Raw genomic sequence first — 17180 nt, forward strand, 5'->3', positions numbered from 1 at the left:
GGAGCAGGCTTAGCCGGCCTCGCCGCCGCGCCCGGGCGGTGGCGAGGCAACGGATTCGGGCGGGGTGGATTCGGGCAGGTTCGGCTGCGGCACCAGGCCGGCCAGCATGGCGTCGAGCGCGCGGTAGACGTCGGTCAGACGCTCGGGGCCGAGCCGCTGCGCCAGCTCCTGGTAGCGTGCATCGACCAGCGGCTCCATTTGCATGATGATGGCGCGCGCCGACGGCGTCAGGCTGACCAGCTGGCGGCGCTGGTCGGTGGCAGAGCGGGTCCGTTCGACCAGCCCGGCGTCTTCCATGCCGCACAGCATGCGGGTCAGGCTGGGGCTCAGGATCAGGCAGGCATCGGCCAGCTGGTTCGGCTCCATCGGCTCGTGCTCGTTGAGCGTGCGCATCACGCGCCATTGCTGCTCGGTGATGCCGAACTGCCGCAGGATCGGGCGAAAGCCGGCCAGCAATGTCTCGCGCGCTTGCAGCAGCAGGTGAGGAAGGTTGCGGTGGCGGAACATGGCCTGGCTGGTGTGGCTCATGCCCGCAGTGTAGCGGGCGCGGCGCCGCGCGGCGAGCGGGGCTTGTCCGGACTTGCCTGAACCTGCGCGCGGCGCCAGCGGCGCGTTCAGCCGCAGCTGAGTGTGGCCACCACCGGCGTGTGGTCCGACGGCTGCTCCCACGTGCGCGGCACGCGGTCGATCACGCAGGCGCTGCAGCCGCTGGTCAATGCCGGCGACAGCAGGATGTGGTCGATGCGCAGGCCCGCATTGCGGCGGAATGCCATCATGCGGTAGTCCCACCACGAGAAGGCCTTCTCGGGCTGCTCGAACTGGCGGAACGCATCCGCCAGGCCGAGTTCCACCAGGGCGGCGAATGCAGCGCGCTCCTGTGGCGAGACCAGGTTCTGGCCTTCCCATTTCTTGGGGTCGTGCACGTCGCGGTCTTCCGGCGCGATATTGAAGTCGCCCAGCAGCGCCAGCTTCGGGTAGCGCTTCATCTCTTCGCGCAGCCAGGCCGTCATCGCATCCAGCCACTTGAGCTTGTAGACGAACTTGTCCGAGTCCAGCGCCTGCCCGTTGGGAAAGTAGGCGCAGACCAGCCGCACGTCGCCGTACGTGGCCGCGATCACGCGCTGCTGCGCGTCCTCGAAGCTGGGGATGTTGCGCACCACGTCGGCGGGGCCGGGCATGCTGGCGTCGCGGGCGAGGATGGCCACGCCGTTGTATGTCTTCTGCCCGGTGTAGATGCTGTGGAAGCCCGCGTTCTCCAGCTCGGCCAGCGGGTACTTGTCGTCCGGCAGCTTCAGTTCCTGCAGGCACAGCGCATCGATCGGCGCGCCGGCCTGGTCCTGCTCGGCCAGCCATTGCAGCACCTGCGGCAGGCGCACCTTGAGCGAGTTGACGTTCCAGCTGGCAATGCGAAGCGGGCCGCTGGCGGGCAGGGCGGCGGCGCTCATGCTGCCATCCCGCCGTGGCGCAGCAGCGCGTCGATCTGCGGCGCGCGGCCGCGGAATGCGACAAACGAGTCCATCGCCGGACGGCTGCCGCCGACCGACAGGATCTCGCGCTGGTAGCGCGCACCGGTCTCGCTGTCGAGCACGCTGCCTGACAGCTGCGCGGCCTCTTCGAACGCTGCGTACACGTCGGCCGACAGCACCTCGGCCCACTTGTAGCTGTAGTAGCCCGCCGCATAGCCGCCGGCGAAGATATGGCTGAAGGTGTTCGGCCAGCGCGACAGCGGATGCTGCGGCACCACGTGCACGCGGTCGTTGATCTGGCGCGACAGGTCCAGCACCGAGGTGGCGCCGGCCGGGTCGAAGTCGGTGTGCAGGTGCATGTCGAACGACGAGAACACGATCTGGCGCAGCGTCATCATGCCGTTCTGGAAGTTCTTGGCCGCCAGCATGCGGTCAAACAGCGCGCGCGGCAGCGGCGCGCCGGTGTCGATGTGCTGCGTCATGCCGGTCAGCACCTCATACTCCCAGCAGAAATTCTCCATGAACTGCGACGGCAGTTCCACCGCATCCCATTCCACGCCGTTGATGCCCGACACGCCCAGCTCGCCCACCTGCGTCAGCATGTGGTGCAGGCCATGGCCGAACTCATGGAACAGGGTGATCACTTCATCGTGCGTGAACAGCGCGGGCTTGCCGCCCACCGGCGCGGAGAAGTTGCAGGTCAGGTAGGCCACCGGCGTCTGCACGCCGCCTTGCTCCAGCACCTTGCGGCCGCGCGCGTCGTCCATCCAGGCGCCGCCGCGCTTGCCTTCGCGCGCGTACAGGTCGATGTAGAACTGGGCCAACAGCGTGCCGTCGGCGGTGGTGACGCGGAAGAAGCGTGCGTCCTTGTGCCAGGTCTGCGCCTGCTCGGGCTCGATGCGCACCGAGAACAGCTTCTGCACCACGCCGAACAGGCCCTCGAGCACCTTCGCTTCTGGGAAGTACTGCTTGACCTCTTGCTCGGAGAACGCATAGCGCTGCTGGCGCAGCTTCTCCGAGGCATAGGCGACATCCCACGGAGCCAGTTCAGGCAGCCCCAGCTCTGCTGCGGCGAAGGCCTTCATCTCGGCCCAGTCCTTCTCGGCATAGGGGCGCGCCTTGACGGCGAGCTCGTCGAGGAACTTCAACACCTCGGCCGGCGATTCGGCCATCTTCGGCACCAGCGAGACTTCGCCGTAGCACTGGTAGCCGAGCATCTGCGCCTCTTCGCGGCGCAGGGCCAGCTGCTCGCGCATATTGGCGGTGTTGTCCCAGTCGGCCTGGCCCTGGCCATGCTGCGGGCCCAGTTCCGAGGCGCGCGTGACGTTGGCTTCGTACAGGGTCTGGCGCAGCGCGCGGTCGTCCGCGTACTGCAGCACCGGGAAGTAGGACGGAAAGTGCAGGGTGAATTTCCAGCCGGCCTTGCCATCCTTCTCTGCGGCATGGCGGGCGGCTTCCTTGGCGTCGTCGGGCAGGCCGGACAGGCGGGCCTCGTCCTCGACATGCAGCGCGTAGGCGTTGGTGGCATCCAGCACGTGGTCGGAGAAGGCCTTGGACAGCTGGGCCTGCTGCTCCTGGATCTCGGCGAAGCGCGGCTTCTTGTCCTCAGGCAGCTCGGCACCGCCCAGGCGGAAGCCGCGCAGTTCGTTTTCGATCAGCTGGTGGCGCGCCGCGCTCATGCCGGCGAACTCCGGGCTGGCGGCCAGCGCCTTGTACTTGTCGTACAGCGCCAGGCTCTGGCCGAGCGAGGACCAGAACTCGGTCATGCGCGGCAGGTTCTCGGCGTGCGCGCGGCGCAGTTCGGGCGTATCGGCCACGGCGCTCAGGTGACTGACTACGCCCCAGGCGCGGCCCAGCGGCTCGGTGGCCGCTTCCAGCGCCTGCACGGCGCTGGCCCAGTCGGCGGGCGTGGCCGGATCTTCGGCTCGCGCGACGGCCTGCTGGGCGCGTTCCAGCAGCACGTCCAGCGCCGGGCTGATGTGCTCGGGCCGGATTTCTGCAAAGCGGGGCAGGTCGGAAAAGTCCAGCAGAGGATTGGTAGCGTTGGCGGCTTGGTCCATGGCGTGTTCTCGGTTGGCTGGCCTCGATCGGGCAATATTCCCGCAGATGGGGCCGGGGCGCTGGATTTTCCAGAGCCCCGGGTGGCGTATCGTACGCGCGGCCTCAGCCGGCGGCGCGCTCGGCGGCTTCCAGCGTATTGACCAGCAGCATGGTGATGGTCATCGGCCCGACCCCGCCCGGCACCGGCGTGATGTAGCCGGCGACTTCACGCACGCCGGCAAAGTCGACGTCGCCGCACAGCTTGCCGTTGTCGTCGCGGTTCATGCCCACGTCGATCACCACCGCGCCCGGTTTGACCATGTCGGCGGTGATCAGGTTGCGCTTGCCGACCGCGGCCACCACCACATCCGCGTCGCGGGTGTGGGCGCCGATGTCGCGCGTCTTGCTGTTGCAGATGGTGACGGTGGCGCCGGCCTGCAGCAGCAGCATCGCCATCGGCTTGCCGACAATATTGGAGGCGCCCACCACCACGGCGCGCGCGCCGCGCAGCGGGAACTGGACCGATTCCAGCATCTTCATGCAGCCGTAGGGCGTGCAGGGGCGGAACAGCGGGGCTCCGGTCATCAGCGCACCGGCATTGGCCACGTGGAAGCCGTCGACATCCTTTTCCGGCGCGATGGCTTCAAGCACCTTGTGGCTGTCGATATGCTTGGGCAAGGGCAGCTGCACCAGGATGCCGTGGATGTTGGGGTCCTGGTTTAGTGCCTCGATGCGGGCCAGCAGTTCCGCCTCCGACAGGTCGGCCGGGTAGCGGTCGAGTGAGGAATGGAAGCCGTTGTCCTGGCAGGCCTTGACCTTGTTGCGGACGTAGACCTGGCTGGCCGGGTCCTCGCCGACCAGGATCACGGCCAGGCCGGGCCGGTGACCACGCTCAGTCAGGCGGGCGGCGCGCAGGGCGGCTTCGGAGCGGATTTGTTTGGCAAGGGCGTTGCCGTCGATCAGGTGGGCAGGCATGGAGGCTGGGCGGGTTCGTGGCCGGGAGGTGGAGGTGCCGCCGCGCGCCGGAGCGCGGGTTGGGCTAAAGGCGGAATTATAAAGGTTGCGTGGGGCTTGCCGCACGGAGCTTGACCGGGTGCAAGGGCCGAGCGGGGGCAGCGCTGGTAGCATCGGCCGCATGCACACCGCGCTGCCGTCCCTGCTGTCCCACCCCTTGCTGCTGTTGCTGTCCCTGGCGGCACTGCTGTGGGCGCTGACGCGCCGGCCCTGGCAGCTGTTGCGGCGCAATGCGCTGCAGAACGCCTGGCTGGGTGCGATGGTGCTGGTGGCGCTGCTGTGGACGTTGCGCGCCACGCTGGTCGGCGGGCTGGTGATCCAGCTGCTCGGCGCCACGCTGATGGTGACGCTGTTCGGGCTGCCGCTGGCGCTGCTGTCGCTGTTCGTGGTGGACGTGGTGTCGCTGTTCGGGCTCGAATACCTGGCCGGGCATGGCTGGGCCCAGTTCGACTGGCCCTCGCTGTGGGTGCGCTACGTCTGGCTGGCGCTGCTGCCGGCGCTGATCTCCGCGGCGCTGCAGGCAATGATGCGGCGCCTGCTGCCACGCCATCCGTTCGTTTTTATCCTGGGGCACGGCTATTTCACGGCCGGGCTGGCCGCGCTGGGCGCCAGTGCGGCGGAAGCCGGCTGGCGCCACCTGACGGCGCCGGGCCTGCCATGGAGCGTTGCCGAAACCCTGACGGCAGCCGTCATCCTGGCCTTTGGCGAGGCCTTCCTGACCGGCATGCTGGTGGCGATTTTTGTGGTCTATCGGCCACAATGGGTCGTCACGTTCCGGGACGAGGAATACCTGGACCGCTGACGGGACTGAGGGGATGCAGAGGCGGCGCCGGACGGCGCGCGGAGAGGGCAGCCGGTGCGGCCGCGGGCCGCACCGGGTCAGGCGGAGGCAGGCGCCGGCCGCTCAGCTGTTGCGCGACAGCGCCAGGCGCAGCAGGTCGGCGACGGTGTTGACGTTGAGCTTTTCCATGATGTTGGCGCGGTGCGCCTCCACGGTCTTGATGGAAATGCCCAGGTCGTCGGCGATCTGCTTGTTCAGGCGGCCGGCCACGATGCGCTCCAGCACCTGCTGTTCGCGCGTGGTCAGCTTGCCCAGCAGGTCCTTGGCGGCGCGCTGCTCGCGTGCGGCGGAATGGTCGGTGCGGGCCTTGGTCAGCATGCGCTCGACCAGTGCGCGCAACTCGGACTCGTCGAAGGGCTTTTCGATGAAGTCGATGGCGCCGCGCTTCATCGTCGACACCGCCATCGGCACGTCGCCGTGGCCGGTGATAAAGACGATGGGAATGTCGATCTGCTCGGCCAGCATGCGCTCCTGCAACTCCGGGCCGCTCATGCCGGGCATGCGCACGTCGAGAATCAGGCACGACACCTGGCTGGCATCGTAGGCGGCGAGGAACTGCTCGGCGCTGGTGAAGCTGCGCACCTGATAGCCATTGCCCTCCAGCAGCCAGGTCAGCGAGTCGCGCATGGCTTCATCGTCGTCGACGATGAACACGGTCTCGCCGCGGTGGGGCGTGGGGTTTGGCGTTGCGGTCATGTAGTCTCCTCGGGACAACAATTCATTGCTGCGAAGTGTAACCGGCAGCGGCCCTCTGTGGCGAGACAGGCCCCCCACATCCGTGGGGAAACGGGGCGGGCCGGCTTTTTCTGGAATCCTTGGGTACGCCCGGGCGCGAAGGCCCCGGCAACAGGGCCTGTGGTTCGGCTTAATGCTCGGCCAGCGCCGATTGCAGCGGCAGCATGATCTTAAATGTACATCCGATGCCGTCGGCATTGTTCTCCACCCACAGGCGGCCCTGGTGCGACTCGATGATCGAGCGGCAGATGTTCAGCCCCATGCCCATGCCGTCGGATTTGGTGCTGAAGAAGGGTTCGAACAGGCGCTCCTTGGTGGCTTCGTCCACGCCCGGCCCCTGGTCGATCACGTCGATATGGACGTTGTCGCCGATCTCGCCCGGCTCCACCCGCGCGTGCAGGCGCACCACGCCGCCGGCATGCAGAGCCGGCAGGCCGGCCATGGCTTCCACGGCGTTCTTGAGCAGGTTCACCAGCACCTGCTCGATCAGCACCGGGTCGACATAGACCGTCAGCGGCGGGGTTGGCAGGCGGGTCAGGATGGTGACGCGGCGGCGGGTGGCCTCCAGGTCGGCCAGGCCTACCGCGTCGGCGACGATGTCGTGCAGCGCGGCCTCGCGCCGCTGCGGCTGGCTGCGCTTCACGAAGCCGCGGATGCGGCTGATGATGGTGCCGGCGCGCACCGCCTGGGCCGAGGTCTTCTCCAGCACCGGGATCAGGTCCTCGGGCGTGCTGCGGCCCGAGTGCAGCCGCGCCACCGCGCCCATGCAGTAGTTGTTGATGGCCGCCAGCGGCTGGTTCAGCTCATGCGCCAGCGACGACGCCATCTCGCCCATGGTGGTCAGGCGGCTGGTGAACTGCAGGCGCTCTTCATGCTGGCGCGCCATTTCCTCGGCGGCCTTGCGCGCGGTGATGTCGGTGGCGATCTGCATCTGCGCCAGGTGGCCGTCGACCCACTGGATATAGCGGCGGCGCACTTCGAACCATTTCTGCATGTCCGGCACGAACACTTCGCGCGCATCCGATGCGTACGGCATCAGCTCGGACGCCGGCAGGCCGGCATAGGCGTCGACATAGTCGGTGTTGTCGCTGGAGACCTGGTCCTTGTCGAGGTCGTCGCCGGCCAGCTTCAGGTGGCCCTCGGCCTCCCAGCCGAACAGCTGCCGGTAATAGCGGTTGGCAAAGAGTAGCTCCGCCTTGTCGGTGGCCAGCACCGACACCGCGGCGTCCAGGCTCTCCAGCACCGTGGTGAAGCGGTCATGCGCCGCGGCCAGTTCCTCGCGCGCGCGCTTGGGCTCGGTGATGTCCGTCATCGAGCTCATCCAGCCGGTATGGCGGCCGCGGCTGTCCACCAGCGGCGACACGTACATGCGCGCATAGAAGCTGCTGCCGTCGCGGCGCATCACGCGCATCTCATAGCCGCCGGCGGGCGACTTGCCCTGCAGGGTCAGGTCGATCTGCTTCTGCATCTCCTGCTGGTCGTTGGGCGGCCAGTAGGGGAAGGGCGGCAGGCGCCCGACCAGGTCGTTCTCCTGCCAGCCGGTCATGCGGCAGAAGGCCGGGTTGACATAGGTGATGCGGCCGTTCAGGTCGAGCGCGCGCAGGCCGATCAGCATCGAGTTTTCCATCGCGCGCCGGAACGAGGTCTCGGCCAGCAGCGCGCGCTGCGCCTCGGAGCGGCGGCTGGTGTGGCGCCACATGCTCCACAGGCTCCACAGCAGGAAGCACGACAGCCCTACCACCAGCCACAGCAGCATGTTGTTGGGCAGGTTCGACGCCGGCGGGTAGGCATCGGCGCGCAGCGACAGCGAGTGGCCCGGCGGATCCAGCAGCACTTCGTACGACAGCGCATTGCCCGGCACTGGCCGCAATGAGGTGCTGGCGCGGGTCTGGTTGTTCTTGTCGATCAGCGAGAAGCGGTAGCGCTCGGTCAGCTCGGGCGGCAGCAGGTGCGTCAGGATGCCGTTGATCGAGTACAGCGCGCCGAGCGTGCCGAGGAACTCGTTGTCGCGCACGATCGGCACTTCCATCAGCATGAAGCTGTCGCCGCGGTCGTTGACCAGCGGGCGCGAATAGACCACGCGCTGGGTCTCGCGCGCGGCGTCGAAGGTGTCGAGCACTTCGGGCTCGAGCGGCTGGTCCTGGGTCTCGCGCAGGCGGCTGGCGAATTCCGAGGTCGATGGCAGCGACCAGCGGCCGCGCTTGGTGGCATCGAGCCAGTTGATGAAGACGATCTCGGGGTTTTCGCGCAGGATTTCCTGCGCCGCGGTGCGGTAGGCGCCTTGCTCGAGCTGCGCGGCGGCGATGTCGCGCGCCAGCGAGGCCAGCTGGTCCTGGTTGCTCAGCAGCGACAGACGCACGCGCTGCTGTGCCCAGGCGGCGTCGCGGTACAGGGCGTCGCGTTGCTGCTGGCGCTCGGTCTCGTGCAGGGACCACAGGATCACGCCCATGGCCACCGTGAACAGTACGATGGCAACCAGCGGGATGAACATGAACCAGCTGGTGGCCACCAGGTTGCGCCAGCGCAGCCACCACAGCCCGCGCGGTGCGGCCACGGGGGCGCCGTCGTCGGGGCCCAGCGCCTCGATCGGCCCCAGTCCGGCCGCCGGCGAAGGGGCGTGCGCGGGATCGCCTCCGGCCGCCTTGGCTGATCCCGACGCGTCGGGAGGAAGCATGGCTGCACGCAGGCTGGAGAGAAGTCGGTCGAAAAACGGCATGGGAGGGATTGACGGCTGACCGACCAGTGTACCGAGATTATTGCGGTGCGTCGCTTGGGGAAAGCGCCAATGAAAACATTGCTGCTGCGGCCGGTGCGGGCAGGCTTATGGCGCATGGCGGGCCGGTCCGGTGGTGATTCTTGGTGCGCCGCCGCATAATTCCACATTATAAAAAACGATATCGCAATTTGAAAATTTCACTTGTGTTGGACTTTGCGCTTCCATAGAATCGGTTCGACCCAACAATGCGGGCGGTAGCCATGTGCCTGCCGCGCGGAGAGACCGGAACAGGTTTCCCGGCGGCGGCCCGATGCAAGGCGGCATGGCACCGGATCCGCAAGTCGGTGCGAGTCATACGTAAAGTCGTGTCCAGGCGCTGCCAGCGCGGGCGCGGAAGCAAAGAATTCACCCAGGAGACAGTCATGTCCGCCGTACCAGAGCAGATTCTCGGCGCCTCGAGCGCCAACGACGCCGATCCCCAGGAGACCCATGAATGGCTCGACGCCCTGCAGGGCGTCCTGGCCGCCGAAGGTCCGGCGCGCGCCGCTTTCCTGATCGACAAGCAGATCGAATACGCACGCGTGAACGGCGTCACCCAGCCGTTCCACGCCGAGACGCAGTACATCAACACGATTCCGGTCGAGCAGCAGGCCCGCATCCCCGGCGACCAGGACATCGAGCACCGCATCCGCTCGTACACCCGCTGGAACGCCATGGCGATGGTGCTGCGCGCCAACAAGCACACCAACGTCGGCGGCCACATCTCGTCGTTCGCCTCGGCTGCCACGTTGTATGACGTCGGCTACAACCACTTCTGGCGCGCCCCGTCGGAAGCCAGCGGCGGCGACCTGGTCTTCGTGCAGGGCCACTCGGCTCCGGGCGTGTATTCGCGCGCCTTCCTGCTCGGCCGCCTGACCCAGGACCAGCTCGACAACTTCCGCCAGGAGGTGGACGGCAAGGGCATCTCGTCCTACCCGCACCCATGGCTGATGCCGGACTTCTGGCAGTTCCCGACGGTGTCGATGGGCCTGGGCCCGATCATGGCCATCTACCAGGCCCGCTTCATGAAGTACCTGGACAGCCGCGGCCTGGCCAAGGCCGGCGACCGCAAGGTCTGGGCCTTCCTGGGCGACGGCGAGACCGACGAGCCGGAATCGCTGGGCGCGATCGGCATGGCCGGCCGCGAGAAACTCGACAACCTGGTCTTCGTCATCAACTGCAACCTGCAGCGCCTGGACGGTCCGGTGCGCGGCAACGGCAAGATCATCCAGGAACTGGAATCCGAATTCCGCGGTGCCGGCTGGAACGTGATCAAGGTGGTTTGGGGCAGCAAGTGGGATTCCCTGCTGGCGCGCGACACCAAGGGCCTGCTGATGAAGCGCATGATGGAATGCGTCGACGGCGAGTACCAGACTATGAAGGCCAAGGACGGCGCCTATGTCCGCGAGCATTTCTTCAACACGCCTGAACTGAAGGCGATGGTGGCCGACTGGTCCGACGACGATATCTGGCGCCTGAACCGCGGCGGCCACGATCCGCACAAGATCTACGCCGCCTACAAGGCCGCCAGCGAGCACAAGGGCCAGCCCACGCTGATCCTGGCCAAGACCATCAAGGGCTATGGCATGGGCGACGCCGGCCAGGCCATGAACGTGGCCCACCAGCAGAAGAAGATGCCGGTGGACGCGATCCGCAAGTTCCGCGACCAGTTCAATCTCCCCGTTGCCGACGACCAGCTGGAAGATGTGCCGTACATCACCTTCCCGGAAGGTTCGAAGGAACTGGAATACATGCGCCAGGCGCGGCAGAACCTGGGCGGCTACCTGCCGACCCGCCGCCAGAAGGCCGAAGCCCTACCGGTCCCGCAACTGTCCGCGTTCGAGGCGCTGCTGAAGGCCACCGGCGAGGGCCGAGAAGTGTCCACCACCATGGCCTTCGTGCGTATCCTGAACACCCTGCTGAAAGACAAGCAGATCGGCAAGCACGTGGTGCCCATCGTCCCGGACGAGTCGCGCACCTTCGGCATGGAAGGCCTGTTCCGCCAGGTCGGCATCTGGAACCAGGAAGGCCAGAAGTACGTGCCGGAAGACCATGACCAGCTGATGTTCTACAAGGAATCGCAGACTGGCCAGGTGCTGCAGGAAGGCATCAACGAAGCCGGCGCCATGTGCGACTGGATCGCCGCCGCCACGTCGTACTCGACGCACGGCGTGCAGATGATCCCCTTCTATATCTACTACTCGATGTTCGGCATCCAGCGGATCGGCGACCTGTGCTGGGCCGCTGCCGACATGCGCTCGCGCGGTTTCCTGCTGGGCGGCACCGCCGGCCGCACCACGCTGAACGGCGAAGGCCTGCAGCATGAAGACGGCCACTCGCACGTGTTCCACGCCGCCATCCCGAACTGCATCTCGTACGACCCGACCTTCCAGTACGAGCTGGCGGTGGTCATGCAGGACGGCCTGCGCCGCATGTACGCCGAGCAGGAAGACGTCTACTACTACCTGACGGTGATGAACGAGAACTACGAGCATCCGGAAATGCCGGCTGGCGTAGAGCAGGACATCGTCAAGGGCATGTACCAGTTCCGCAAGGGCGTCGAGAACAGCAACGCGCCGCGCGTGCAGCTGCTGGGCTCGGGCACGATCTTCCGCGAAGTGATCGCCGCTGCTGACCTCCTCAAGAAGGACTGGGGCGTGGAGTCGGACCTGTGGGGCTGCCCGAGCTTCACCGAACTGGCCCGCGAAGGCCACGACGTCGAGCGCTTCAACCTGCTGCACCCGACCGAGACCCCGCGCGAATCGCACGTGGCCAAGAGTCTGAAATCGGCCCGCGGCCCGGTGATCGCCTCCACCGACTACGTACGCGCCTTTGCCGAGCAGATCCGTCCGTTCGTGCCGCGCCGCTACGTGGTGCTGGGCACCGACGGCTTCGGCCGCTCGGATACGCGCGAGAAGCTGCGCCACTTCTTTGAAGTGGACCGCTACTGGGTCACGCTGGCCGCGCTCAAGGCGCTGGCCGACGAGGGTGCGATCGGCCGCGACAAGGTCGCCGAGGCCATCAAGAAGTACAACCTCGATCCGAACAAGCCCAACCCGATGTCGGTCTGATCCGGCAGCCAGCACCAACCCCCGCAGTACGGCAACGCCGTGCCGCGGGCGCCCCGGCCAGAGCCCGGACGGCGCCTTGCGGCATGGCGGCGTGACAGAAGCGGGCGGCGAAGGTAATCTCGCCGCTTGCGGACGTCGCGCGTGCCGGCCTGCCCAGGAGACACTGAATGAGTCAAGCGATTGAAATCAAGGTGCCGGATATCGGCGACTATGACGCCGTTCCCGTCATTGAAGTGCATGTGAAACCCGGCGACAGCATCGACGCGGAAGACGCGCTGGTGACGCTGGAGTCGGACAAGGCCACCATGGACGTGCCCTCGCCGCAGGGCGGCGTGGTCAAGGAAGTCAGGATCAAGGTTGGCGACAACGTCGCCGAAGGCTCGGTGCTGGTGATGCTGGAGCCGGCCGGCCAGGCCGCTGCTGCGCCCGCGCCTGCAGCCGCACCGGCGCCTGCCGCCGCTGCACCGGCCCCGACAGCCGCCGCAGCCCCCGCAGCCCCCGCGCCGGCTCCGGCCGCAGCGCCGGCTGGCGGTGGCGGCATCATCGAGGTGAAGGTGCCTGATATCGGCGACTACGACGCCGTGCCGGTCATCGAAGTTCACGTCAAGGCGGGCGACACCATCAATGCCGAAGACGCCGTGGTGACGCTGGAGTCCGACAAGGCCACCATGGACGTGCCGTCGCCGCAAGGCGGCGTGGTCAAGGAAGTCAAGGTCAAGGTCGGTGACAACGTCGCCGAAGGCACGCTGCTGCTGATCCTGGAAGGCGCCGCCGCAGCCGCCGCCCCGGCCGCTGCCGCCGCGGCACCGGCTCCGGCTGCCAGCGCGCTCGCACCGGCGCGGGCCCCCGCAGCCGCCGCCCCGGCTCCGGCCGCAGCGCCTGCTGCCGCGCCGGCCGCCGCTGGCGCAACCGGCAAGGCCGCCCACGCCAGCCCCTCGGTGCGCAAGTTCGCACGCGAGCTGGGCGTGGACGTGTCGCGCGTGCCGGGTACCGGCCCCAAGGGCCGTATCACCCAGGAAGACGTGCAGGGCTACGTCAAGGGCGTGATGAGCGGCCAGGCCGCCGCGCCCGCGCAGGCCGCCGCGGCTGGTGCCGGTGGTGGCGAGCTCGGCCTGCTGCCGTGGCCGAAGGTCGATTTCACCCGCTTCGGCGAGGTCGAAAGCAAGGCCCTGTCGCGCATCAAGAAGATCTCGGGCGCCAACCTGCACCGCAACTGGGTCATGATCCCGCACGTCACCAACCATGACGAAGCGGACATCACCGAACTGGAAGCCTTCCGCGTCCAGCTGAACAAGGAAAACGAAAAGGCCGGCATCAAGGTGACGATGCTCGCCTTCATGATCAAGGCCACGGTGGCGGCGCTGAAGAAGTTCCCGAACTTCAATGCCTCGCTGGACGGTGACAACCTCGTGCTGAAGAAGTACTTCAACGTCGGTTTCGCCGCGGACACCCCGAACGGCCTGGTCGTGCCGGTGATCAAGGACGCCGACAAGAAGGGCGTGCTGGAGATCAGCCAGGAAATGAACGAACTGGCCAAGCTGGCACGCGACGGCAAGCTCAAGCCGGACCAGATGCAGGGCGGCTGCTTCTCGATCTCGTCGCTGGGCGGCATTGGCGGCACGTACTTCACGCCGATCATCAATGCGCCGGAAGTGGCCATCATGGGCGTGTGCAAGTCGTACCAGAAGCCCGTGTGGGACGGCAAGCAGTTCGTGCCGCGCCTGACGCTGCCACTGTCGCTGTCGTGGGACCACCGCGTCATCGACGGTGCCGAGGCCGCGCGCTTCAACACGTACTTCGGGCAACTGCTGGCGGATTTCCGCCGGATCCTGCTGTAAGCGGGGTTGCGCCGGGCGGGCAGGCCGACGGCCTGGCCTGCCCGGCGCACCACGCGCAACCGGGAGCGAGCCATGACTACCTGCGTGGTCGTCAGGAAGGGCGCCGAGGTGGCCATCGCGGCAGACGCGCTTGTCACCTTTGGCGACACGCGCCTGTCGCGTGCCTACGAGCGCAACCAGAAGGTGTTCCCGGTGGGCGACGGCTTTATCGCGCTGGCCGGGACCACCGCGCACTTCCCGGTCATGCGCACGCTGCTGGCGGGGCTGGGCGAGGAGTGCCGGCTGGGCTCGCGCGACGACGTGTTCCGCACCTTCCTGAAGGTGCATGAGAAGCTGAAGTCGGACTATTTCGTCAACACCAAGGAAGACGAGGACGATCCCTACGAGTCGTCGCAGATCGTATGCCTGATCGCCAATCCGGCGGGCATCTTCGGCGTCTATTCGTACCGCGAGGTGTTTTCGTTCGACCGCTTCTGGGGCATCGGCTCGGGCCGCAACTACGCGCTGGGCGCGATGCATGCGGTCTATGACCGGCCGGACCTGGATGCGGGCGAGATCGCGCGTATCGGCGTCGATGCGGGCGTGGAGTTCGACAAGAGTTCGGCGGGGCCGATCGAGGTGCACACCGTGCGGCTGCACGAGGGTGACGCCGCACCGGCGGCGGTGGCTGGCGGTACCGCGGGTGGCAATCCGTCGACCGGCAATACAGCACCCGACAGCGCGGCAACCAACAACGACGGCGCGCCCTGAAGCCGAGAGGCGGGCGCGCATAGAGGAGCAAACATGAGTGTGATCGAAGTCAAGGTGCCGGATATCGGCGATTTCGACGCGGTGGAAGTGATCGAGGTGCTGGTCAAGGCCGGCGACACGGTCGAGGTGGAACAGTCCCTGATCGTGCTGGAATCCGACAAGGCCAGCATGGACGTGCCGTCGTCGGCCGCCGGCAAGGTGGTTGAGGTCAAGGTCAAGGTCGGCGACAAGGTCGGCCAGGGCGCGGTGATCTGCACCATCGAGGCCCAGCAGGCCGCGGCCGCCCCGGCGCCCGCGCAAGCCCCGGCACCGGCGCAGGCTCCCGCACCCGCGGCGGCTGCTCCGGCCCCGGCTCCTGCCGCCGCCAGCCACAGCGGCGGCGCCGATATCCAGTGCGAGATGCTGGTGCTGGGCGCCGGCCCCGGCGGCTATTCGGCCGCTTTCCGCGCCGCAGACCTGGGCATGAACACCGTGCTGGTGGAGCGCTATGGCACCCTGGGCGGCGTCTGCCTGAATGTGGGCTGCATCCCGTCCAAGGCGCTGCTGCACAACGCCGCCGTGATTGACGAAGCCAAGGCGCTGGCTGCCCACGGCATCCTGTTCGGCGAAGCCAAGATCGACCTGGACGGCCTGCGCCACTACAAGAACCAGGTGGTCGGCAAGCTGACCGGCGGCCTGGCCGGCATGGCCAAGGCGCGCAAGGTGCAGGTGGTGCGCGGCGTCGGCAATTTCCTCGACCCGCATCACCTGGAGGTGGAGCTGACTGAAGGCGAGGGCAAGCAGACCACCGGCAAGAAGACCGTGATCCGTTTCGAGAAGGCCATCATCGCCGCCGGCAGCCAGGCGGTGAAGCTGCCCTTCATCCCCGAAGACCCGCGCATCGTCGACTCGACCGGCGCGCTGGAGCTGCCCGAAGTGCCCAACAAGATGCTGGTCATTGGCGGCGGCATCATCGGCCTGGAAATGGCCACGGTGTACAGCACGCTGGGTGCCGAGATCGACGTCGTGGAAATGCTCGACGGCCTGATGAACGGCGCTGACCGCGACCTGGTCAAGGTCTGGGAAAAGAAAAACAAGGACCGCTTCGGCAAGGTCATGCTGAAGACCAAGACCGTCGGCGTGGAAGCCAAATCGGACGGCATCTACGTCAAGTTCGAAGGCGAGGCCGCACCGGCCGAGCCGCAGCGCTACGACCTGGTGCTGGTGTCGGTAGGCCGCTCGCCCAACGGCAAGCGCATCAGCGCCGAGAAGGCAGGCGTTGCCGTGACCGACCGCGGCTTTATCAACGTCGACAATCAGTTGCGCACCAACGTGCCGCATATCTTTGCGATCGGCGACATCGTCGGCCAGCCGATGCTGGCGCACAAGGCCGTGCACGAAGCCCACGTGGCGGCGGAAGCCGCCCATGGCGAGAAGGCCTACTTCGATGCCAAGCAGATCCCGTCGGTGGCCTTCACCGATCCGGAAGTGGCCTGGGCCGGCCTGACCGAAGACGAATGCAAGGCGAATGGGATCAAGTACAGCAAGGGCGTGTTCCCCTGGGCGGCTTCGGGCCGCGCCATCGCCAACGGCCGCGACGAGGGCTTCACCAAGCTGATCTTCGACGAGGAAACCCATCGCGTGATCGGCGGCGGCATCGTCGGCACGCATGCCGGCGACCTGATCAGCGAGGTCTGCCTGGCGATCGAGATGGGCGCCGACGCGGTGGATATCGGCAAGACCATCCATCCGCACCCGACGCTGGGTGAGTCGATCGGCATGGCGGCGGAGATCTATGAAGGTACGTGTACTGACGTGCCGCCGCCGCGCAAGCGCTGAGCGCCGGTCGCCGCAAGCGAGAAAGCCCGCCTGTCCAGGCAGCGCCTGTCCAGGCGGGCTTTCTCATGGGCAATTATGCAATTAACCGCCAGGGTTTGGCGGCGTCCGCGAGATCTGGTGCCACAACCGCTTGCATCGCGGCCCGGATGCAGTTTGCGACAGGAGCGGCGCAAGATCTTCGCTGCCTATACTGAATGCAGCCGGCATGCACCTCAATGCAACCGAGGGCGGCACTGCATATTCGCACGCGGCCGTTCGCTTGCCAGATGTCTGCTGGCGGGATCCGGTGGCCCCCCGTGTGGCTACCGTTCAGCTGACAAGGAGGCACGACGTGTTCAGGCATCTTCTTGTTGCGGTAGACGGCTCCGCCCTGGCCGAAGCGGCCTTTCGCAAGGCACTGGTGTTCGCGCAGGAGACGCAAGCCAGCATTACGGCGGTGCGCGCCTGCCCGGATTTCCACATCACGACTTACCACACCGAAATGCTCACCGACACCCGAGAGCAGTTCGAAGAGGCGGTCCTCGAGGACGCATCGAAATACCTGGACGGCATCGCCCGAGAGGCCGCCGCAGCAGGCGTGCCTTGTGACACCAGCAGCGTGGTCGACGACCACCCCTACGATGCCATCATCAAGGCTGCCGAAGAAAAGGATTGTGACCTGATTGTCATGGCATCTCATGGACACAGGGGTGTGAAGGGTCTGCTGATCGGCAGCGAAACCCTGAAGGTACTGACCCACAGCAAGATTCCGGTGCTGGTATATCGCTGAACGCCGCGTGAATGGGGTCGCCGGCATCGATGATGCCGGACACGTTCGTGATGCCACCATGGTTGCCTGTCATGGGCGCCATA

12 protein-coding genes are annotated in these 17180 nt (G+C 67.0%); 6 read left to right on the plus strand and 6 right to left on the minus strand.

Annotation, left to right across the window (positions count from 1 at the left end):
- Positions 1-9 precede the first annotated feature (9 nt).
- The 4 genes from hpaR to folD form a co-directional block, all read right to left on the minus strand.
- Positions 10-528 carry a homoprotocatechuate degradation operon regulator HpaR gene (gene hpaR, locus AC1Q7H_RS27045; protein ID WP_492381911.1) on the minus strand — a complete coding sequence of 173 codons (519 nt, stop codon included), beginning with the start codon at positions 526-528 and terminating at the stop codon, positions 10-12.
- A gap of 86 nt (positions 529-614) precedes the next feature.
- Positions 615-1445, minus strand: coding sequence for an exodeoxyribonuclease III (gene xth / locus AC1Q7H_RS27050; RefSeq protein ID WP_492381912.1), 831 nt, complete (start codon positions 1443-1445; stop codon positions 615-617).
- Positions 1442-3526 (minus strand): M3 family metallopeptidase, encoded by a 2085-nt coding sequence (locus AC1Q7H_RS27055; RefSeq protein WP_013956385.1) that lies wholly within the window; start codon positions 3524-3526, stop codon positions 1442-1444. The genes xth and AC1Q7H_RS27055 overlap by 4 nt, the downstream gene beginning before the upstream one ends.
- Positions 3527-3629: 103 nt before the next feature.
- A complete protein-coding gene (gene folD / locus AC1Q7H_RS27060; RefSeq protein WP_013956386.1) occupies positions 3630-4481 on the minus strand; it encodes a bifunctional methylenetetrahydrofolate dehydrogenase/methenyltetrahydrofolate cyclohydrolase FolD in 852 nt (283 codons plus the stop codon).
- Positions 4482-4641: 160 nt separating this feature from the next.
- Here folD and AC1Q7H_RS27065 point away from each other — a divergent pair, with 160 nt between their 5' ends.
- Entirely contained in the window at positions 4642-5322 is a 681-nt protein-coding gene (locus tag AC1Q7H_RS27065; RefSeq protein WP_153955936.1) for a hypothetical protein, read from the plus strand.
- A gap of 102 nt (positions 5323-5424) precedes the next feature.
- On the opposite strand, the gene AC1Q7H_RS27070 is transcribed toward AC1Q7H_RS27065, so the two are convergent.
- Together AC1Q7H_RS27070 and AC1Q7H_RS27075 are read right to left on the minus strand one after the other, a co-directional pair.
- The gene (locus tag AC1Q7H_RS27070) at positions 5425-6057 is read right to left on the minus strand and encodes a response regulator transcription factor (RefSeq protein WP_010813074.1); all 633 of its coding nucleotides are present in this window, start codon (positions 6055-6057) and stop codon (positions 5425-5427) included.
- A 169-nt stretch (positions 6058-6226) separates the two neighbouring features.
- Positions 6227-8812: a PAS domain S-box protein gene (locus AC1Q7H_RS27075; RefSeq protein WP_492379700.1), complete on the minus strand. Its 2586-nt coding sequence runs from the start codon at positions 8810-8812 to the stop codon at positions 6227-6229.
- A 422-nt stretch (positions 8813-9234) separates the two neighbouring features.
- Between AC1Q7H_RS27075 and aceE the strand changes: the two genes are divergently transcribed.
- The 5 genes from aceE to AC1Q7H_RS27100 all read left to right on the plus strand — a co-directional run bounded on the left by aceE (position 9235) and on the right by AC1Q7H_RS27100 (position 17097).
- The gene (aceE, locus tag AC1Q7H_RS27080) at positions 9235-11922 is read left to right on the plus strand and encodes a pyruvate dehydrogenase (acetyl-transferring), homodimeric type (RefSeq protein ID WP_153955938.1); all 2688 of its coding nucleotides are present in this window, start codon (positions 9235-9237) and stop codon (positions 11920-11922) included.
- Positions 11923-12089: 167 nt separating this feature from the next.
- Positions 12090-13760 carry a dihydrolipoyllysine-residue acetyltransferase gene (gene aceF / locus AC1Q7H_RS27085; protein ID WP_492381913.1) on the plus strand — a complete coding sequence of 557 codons (1671 nt, stop codon included), beginning with the start codon at positions 12090-12092 and terminating at the stop codon, positions 13758-13760.
- A gap of 72 nt (positions 13761-13832) precedes the next feature.
- Positions 13833-14510, plus strand: coding sequence for an Ntn hydrolase family protein (locus AC1Q7H_RS27090; RefSeq protein WP_013956392.1), 678 nt, complete (start codon positions 13833-13835; stop codon positions 14508-14510).
- A gap of 33 nt (positions 14511-14543) precedes the next feature.
- Entirely contained in the window at positions 14544-16328 is a 1785-nt protein-coding gene (gene lpdA / locus AC1Q7H_RS27095) for a dihydrolipoyl dehydrogenase (RefSeq protein WP_492381914.1), read from the plus strand.
- Positions 16329-16659: 331 nt separating this feature from the next.
- Complete coding sequence (locus AC1Q7H_RS27100) at positions 16660-17097, plus strand: universal stress protein (RefSeq protein ID WP_041227872.1); 438 nt, start codon at positions 16660-16662, stop codon at positions 17095-17097.
- Positions 17098-17180: the final 83 nt, after the last annotated feature.

This window comes from Cupriavidus sp. GW823-FHT06D04, assembly GCF_058795055.1.